The 5,964-nt window shown below is 66.9% G+C and carries 4 protein-coding genes and 1 pseudogene; 3 read left to right on the forward strand and 2 right to left on the reverse strand.

The window, feature by feature from the left end; translation table 11 throughout:
- Positions 1-123 (forward strand): annotated as a pseudogene (locus tag Q8Q88_RS18220) (IS630 family transposase); the annotation flags it as partial.
- Between the two features lie 12 nt (positions 124-135).
- Here Q8Q88_RS18220 and Q8Q88_RS18225 read toward each other — a convergent pair.
- Positions 136-2,211: a TonB-dependent siderophore receptor gene (locus Q8Q88_RS18225; protein WP_305676603.1), complete on the reverse strand. Its 2,076-nt coding sequence runs from the start codon at positions 2,209-2,211 to the stop codon at positions 136-138.
- A gap of 135 nt (positions 2,212-2,346) precedes the next feature.
- The gene (gene tldD / locus Q8Q88_RS18230) at positions 2,347-3,777 is read right to left on the reverse strand and encodes a metalloprotease TldD (RefSeq protein ID WP_305676604.1); all 1,431 of its coding nucleotides are present in this window, start codon (positions 3,775-3,777) and stop codon (positions 2,347-2,349) included.
- Positions 3,778-4,117: 340 nt separating this feature from the next.
- On the opposite strand from tldD, the gene coxB reads away from it, so the two are divergent.
- The gene (gene coxB, locus Q8Q88_RS18235) at positions 4,118-5,101 is read left to right on the forward strand and encodes a cytochrome c oxidase subunit II (RefSeq protein ID WP_305676605.1); all 984 of its coding nucleotides are present in this window, start codon (positions 4,118-4,120) and stop codon (positions 5,099-5,101) included.
- Positions 5,102-5,118: 17 nt separating this feature from the next.
- The coding region (locus tag Q8Q88_RS18240; RefSeq protein ID WP_305676606.1) for a cbb3-type cytochrome c oxidase subunit I at positions 5,119-5,964 on the forward strand (846 nt) is incomplete at its 3' end.

A 5,964-nucleotide genomic window follows, 5' to 3' on the forward strand; every position in this document is an offset into this window, starting at 1 on the left:
CTCAGAAAGGCCGCCGAACGATCCGTCGACGCCCTCTGGAACCGCATCGGCCAGATCCTCGACCAGTTCACACCAGAGATCTGCGCCAACTACTTCAAGGCCGCAGGATATGCGTCAACATGATCGGGAAACGCTCTAGCCGCCGAAGGTCTTGCGAAGTCGGACATAGACTCCGCGGCCGAACTGCAGGTCGCGGTCGTCGACAAACGAGATCGCGCTGGTGTTGCGCGGGCCGGCATAGATCGTGCGCGTGCGGCGGATGCCGCGTTCGGTGACGTTGGGCAGCTCGATACGCAGCATCAGGTCGGGCTGCAGGCGAAACTCCGCGAAGGGTTTCACATAGGTCTTGAGCTTGAGGTCCTCGATCTCGTTGAAGCGGTAGGAGGTCTCCCGCCAGCCGCCGTAGAAATCCACGCCCCAGGTGGCCTTCCAGCGCGGCAGGTCCTGGCTGAAGGTCGCCTCCCACTCGAGGGGGCGCAGGTCCGAGATCTCGCGCGTTTCACCGGTGGTGGGATCTTCGACCTCGGAGCGCCGCCAGGTGACCTCGCCTTTCAACTGGCCGCCCTTCACCCCCAGCCGGCCGAGCGGCAGGGTGAGGTTGACGATCAGTTCGTCCTTGGTCCCGTCGCCGATATTGTTTGGCGCGTCGAAGACGTCGGTCGGCGTGAAGATCGGCGCACGGTCGATGACGTCGGTGAGCGCCGAATGCCGCGCGGTCAGGGAGACCACGCCGTCCTTCCAGAACCGCTGCTCGATCGCGGCTTCCGTCACCCAGGCCTGTTCGGGATTGAGATCCGGGTTGCCGGCCGTCACCACCCCGGTGTTCAGGGAGGAATCGGCGACGAAGTCGTCGAAGTTGAGCTGCCCGACCACCCGTTCGAAGCGGAAGCGCACCTGCGTCGTCGGGCGGGCCTGCCAGGTGACCGCCAGCCTCGGCTTGGCGAAGTTCAGGGTCTTTTCCAGCGATACGTCGCCGTCCGACGAGATCGACGAGGCCTCGTAGCGCAGTCCGGCTTCCACGGTCCATTCGGGCGTGGCGCGCCAGACGCCCTTGGTGAAGACCTCGCCGCGGGTTTCCTCAACCGTCACATTGGCGGCCGGCAGGACCACGAGCGTCCCGTTCTCGGTGAGCGCCGTCTGGCTGTCGAGCTTGTTGAAGGCGCCCTCGCCGCCGGCCTCCAGGGAGAGGGTGTCGTTGAACCTGTATTTCAGCACCCCTCGGCCTATGGTCTCGCTGGACTCCCGGATCAGATGGAAGCGCCCGGTGTCGGGGGGCGAGGCGAAGCTCGAGCTGATGTCGCGCTCCTTGGTCTGGCGCAGTCCGATGAGCTCCAGGGTGGTCTTGTCGCCGAACGCCCTGTTGAAGCGCGCGCCGAGTTCGGTGTCCTCGCTCAGATAGACGTCGTCGATGGTGACCAGCAGCGGACTGGGGAAGATCACGTTGCGATCCTCCTCCTCCTTCCACTTCTCCCAGAACATCCGGCCGTTCACCCGGACCTTGCCCCCGAACAGGGGCTGCTCGTATGCGCCGGTGAGGGTCTTCTGCAGGCCATCGCTTTCGGAATCGATGTTCGAGCGGACCAGGACGGAGCCGTCCGGCGCGACCCGGACTCCCGGTCCATAGTCGCCGCCGTCGTCGGCGCCGAAGCCGTAGCGGGCCGAGCCTTCCCAGTTGCGCCCATCCTTGCCGCCCGAGAGCTCGAGGCGTACCCCGTGCTGCATGCGGCCGTCATAGAGGCGGTTGTTGGCCACCGCGAACAGGCCGCGGAAACCGGCGCCCGGCTTCTTGACGACATTGGCCAGCACGGTCTTGCCCTGCATGTCGACGCCCGGGGCGCCGCCGCGGATCAGCTCGATACGCTCGACCTGGGCGGCCGGGATCCGGCGTAGCAATTCGTCCAGGGGATCGGTCTTGCTGGTGGGGCGCTGGCCGTCGACCAAGGCGTTGCCGCCGCCGCCCTCGAAGCCGCGGATCGTGTCGCCGGTGTCCAGGGTGAAGCCCGGCAGGCGCAGCAGCATCTCCCAGGCGTTGCCGGGCTGGCTGGCGGCGAAGAATTCGGGCGGATAGCGGATCACCCCTTCGCCCGGCGGCGGCGAGGGAAGGGCGGGGAGCGCCAGCGGCGTCGCCTGGGCGTCCTGGGCGGCGGCCGGCGCGGCGAAGACGAGGGCCGAAGCCAAGGCGGTGGACGCCAGAGCGACGTATCGGATCATTCGGTAACACTCCCCACAGGTGAGCGCGAAGTGACCTGCGCCATGCGGGGAGAGCCAATTAAATCCAGGACATGTTGATTAAATCGCCGAAAGGTTATCGGCGATCACATATCGTCGCTCCTGAGATACCCAGCCCTAGAGGCTGGTGCCTCCGACCGTCAGTCCGGTAAGCTTCAGGGAGGGCTGCCCCACCCCCACCGGGATGCTCTGGCCCGACTTGCCGCAGACCCCGACGCCGGGATCGAAGTCGAAATCATCGCCGATCATGGTGACCCGGGTGAGCGCTGAGGGACCGTCGCCGATCAGGGTCGCGCCCTTGACCGGGGCGGTGATCTTGCCGTCCTCGATCAGATAGGCCTCGGTGCACTGGAAGACGAACTTGCCGTTGGTGATGTCCACCTGGCCGCCTCCGAAATTGGCGCAATAGAGCCCGCGCTTCGTCGAGGCGATCATCTCCTCGCGCGTGTGGCTTCCGCCCATCATGGCGGTGTTGGTCATCCGCGGCATGGGCATGTGGGCGTAGGACTGGCGACGGCCGTTGCCAGTGGCGGCCAGGCCCATCAGCCGGGCGCTCATCCGGTCGTGCATGTAGCCGACCAGGATGCCGTCCTCGATCAGGATGGTGCGTTCGGTGGGGGTGCCCTCGTCGTCGACGGTCAGCGAGCCGCGCCGCCCCGCCAGGGTGCCGTCGTCGAACACCGTGACGCCCTTGGCCGCCACCCGCTCGCCGACCCGGCCCGAGAAGGCCGAGGTGCCCTTACGGTTGAAGTCGCCTTCCAGCCCGTGGCCGACCGCCTCGTGCAGCAGCACGCCGTTCCAGCCGGGGCCCAGCACCACGTCCATCTCGCCGGCGGGGCAGGGGATGGCGTCGAGATTGACCAGGGCTTGGCGCAGCGCCTCCTCGGCCTGCTCCTGCCACTTGTCGGGAGTGATCCAGGCCTCGAACCCGGCGCGCCCGCCGGCGCCGGCGAATCCGTTCTCGCGCTTGCCATCCTTCTCCACGGTCACCTGGACATTGACCCGGCACAGCGGCCGTACGTCGCGGATCAGTCGTCCGTCCGCCCGCAGGATCTCCACCGTGCGGCGCTCGCCGGCCAGGGAGGCCATCACCTGGACCACCCGCGGATCGCGCGCCCGGCACCAGGAATCTATCTCCTGCAACAGGGCGATCTTGTCCGAGAAGGCGGGGGAGGCGGTGGGGTCGTCCTCGCCATAGAGCTTGGCGTTGGTGGCGCGCGGCGCCTCGTCGGAGGTCCCGGAATAGCCGCGCTTGGCCAGGGACGAGGACTGGGCGGCCCGCTTTATCGCCGCCTCGGACACCTCACTGGAGTGCGAATAGCCCGCGGTCTCGCCCGCCACCACGCGCAGGCCGAAACCCTCGGACGAATCATAGGCCGCCGATTTCAGGCGTCCGTCGTCGAACAGGAATGATTCGCTCTCGGAGCGTTCGACAAACAGTTCGCCGTCATCGGCGCCCGCCAGGGCCTCGCCGAGAATCTCGCGGGCTCGCTGAGGCGCGACACCGGCGGAGTCCAGGATCGAGGGTGCGGGGGAATGGGCGTTCATAAGGACGAGCTCACAATGACGGGTCTTCAGAGATAAGGGCTTGGGCGGTCCGCGTCATCCCATTGGCTGCACTGGGCGAACGTTGCTCACATCAGTTGCGATTTATTCTCATCTGAGGGGCCAAAACGCGAGGTTGGGGCCGATCCCGGGGTAAGATTGCGACCCTATGGCGCGGCGCTGGGCCATAGGGGGCTGTAGCGCCTTGGCAAGCCCCAATTGAGCGCGTATGCACCGCCGACGAAGGGCGGGGCTGCGCGATTTACGTGGCGTCGCCTCGATTCCAGTCGGCGGGGGCGATCGTCTTTTGCGAGGCGCGGCCGGCCAAGCAGACCGAGGGGACATGAAGTCTAGGGTTCAGGGCATGCGGACGTGGGCGGCAGCGACCGCCGCGGGCGCCACGTCGGCGTTCTGGGGCGTTCAGGCGTTCGCGGAAGAATTGATGGGGCAACCGACCCCGGGCGGCATGGGCTTGCAGCCGGCCGCCGCGCCGCTGAAGCACGCGGTGCACGATTTCCACGATCTGATCCTGCTGCCGCTGATCACGATCATCTGCCTGTTCGTGCTGGGCCTGCTCCTGTGGTGCGTGGTCCGCTTCAATAAGAAGCGCAACCCGATCCCGGCCAAGTGGACCCACAACACCATGATCGAGGTGATCTGGACCGTGGTCCCGGTCCTGATCCTCATGGGCATCTCGGTGATCTCCTTCAAGCTGCTGTTCGCCTATCACGACATGCCCAAGCCGGACCTGACCGTTAAGGCCACCGGCTACCAGTGGTACTGGGGCTATGAGCTGCCCGACCAGAAGGTCGGCGAGTTCGTCTCCAACATGCTGCCGGAAGACGAAGCCAAGGCCCGCAACGTCCCCTATCGCCTGGCGGCCACCGAGCCCCTGGTGGTTCCGGTCAACAAGGTGGTCCGTGTTCTGGTCACCGGCGCCGACGTGATCCACGCCTTCGGCCTGCCGGCCTTCGGCCTGAAGACCGACGCCATTCCCGGCCGGGTCAACGAAACCTGGTTCAAGGCCGAGCGCACCGGCACCTTCTACGGCCAGTGCTCGGAACTGTGCGGCGTCGACCACGCCTTCATGCCGATCGAGATCAAGGTCGTGACCCAGCCCGAATTCGACGCCTGGGTCGCCTCCAAGGGCGGATCGACGTCGACGGCCGCTCCGGCGCCCGCCGCCGCTCCGGCCGCCGACGCCGCCGCGGTTCCGGCCGCCGCCACCGCGGCTGCGGCCACCACCACTCCGGCCGCGGCCGCGTCTGCGACGCCCGCACCGACCTCCACGCCTGCCGCGCCCGCTCCGGCGCCGGCGGCGAAATAAGCTTGGGACAGCGTACGATGGCACAAGCCGCCGCTCACGATCATCACGACGAAGCCGACCACAAACCCGGTTTCATCACCCGCTGGTTCTTCTCCACGAACCACAAGGACATCGGCACCCTCTACATTCTCTTCGCCATCATGGCGGGGCTGGTGGGCGGCGCCCTGTCGGGCCTGATCCGCTGGGAACTGGCCGAGCCGGGCATCCAGATCTTCACCGAGGGCTCCTCGGTGAACCTGCTGGGCCTGATCGAGCAGTCCAAGCACGGATACAACGCCGTGGTCACCGCCCACGCCCTGATCATGATCTTCTTCATGGTCATGCCCGCCATGATCGGCGGGTTCGGCAACTGGTTCGTGCCGCTGATGATCGGCGCGCCGGACATGGCCTTCCCGCGGATGAACAACATCTCGTTCTGGCTGCTGGTCGCCGCCTGGGTGATGCTGCTGGTCTCGATGTTCGTCGACGGCGGCCCCGGCAGGGGCTTCGGCGGCGGCTGGACCATGTACGCGCCGCTCTCCACGTCGGGCCACGCGGGCCCGGCGATGGACTGCGCCATCCTGGCCGTCCACCTGGCCGGCGCGAGCTCGATCCTCGGCGCCATCAACTTCATCACCACCATCTTCAACATGCGCGCGCCGGGCATGACCCTGCACCGCATGCCGCTGTTCGTGTGGTCGATCCTGGTGACGGTGTTCCTGCTGCTGCTCTCGCTGCCCGTCCTGGCCGGCGCGATCACCATGCTGCTCACCGACCGGAACTTTAACACCCACTTCTTCGACGCCGCCGGCGGCGGGGACCCGGTGATGTTCCAGCACCTGTTCTGGTTCTTCGGCCACCCCGAGGTCTACATCCTGATCCTG

This window comes from Phenylobacterium sp. (genome assembly GCF_030697925.1).
In the GTDB taxonomy this organism is placed as follows: domain Bacteria; phylum Pseudomonadota; class Alphaproteobacteria; order Caulobacterales; family Caulobacteraceae; genus Phenylobacterium.

Bases quoted from the DNA above. Each gene is read 5' to 3' on its own strand.
- Q8Q88_RS18225 (WP_305676603.1), bottom strand. From the start codon at position 2,211: ATGATCCGATACGTCGCTCTGGCGTCCACCGCCTTGGCTTCGGCCCTC.
- tldD (WP_305676604.1), bottom strand. From the start codon at position 3,777: ATGAACGCCCATTCCCCCGCACCCTCGATCCTGGACTCCGCCGGTGTC.
- coxB (WP_305676605.1), top strand. From the start codon at position 4,118: ATGAAGTCTAGGGTTCAGGGCATGCGGACGTGGGCGGCAGCGACCGCC.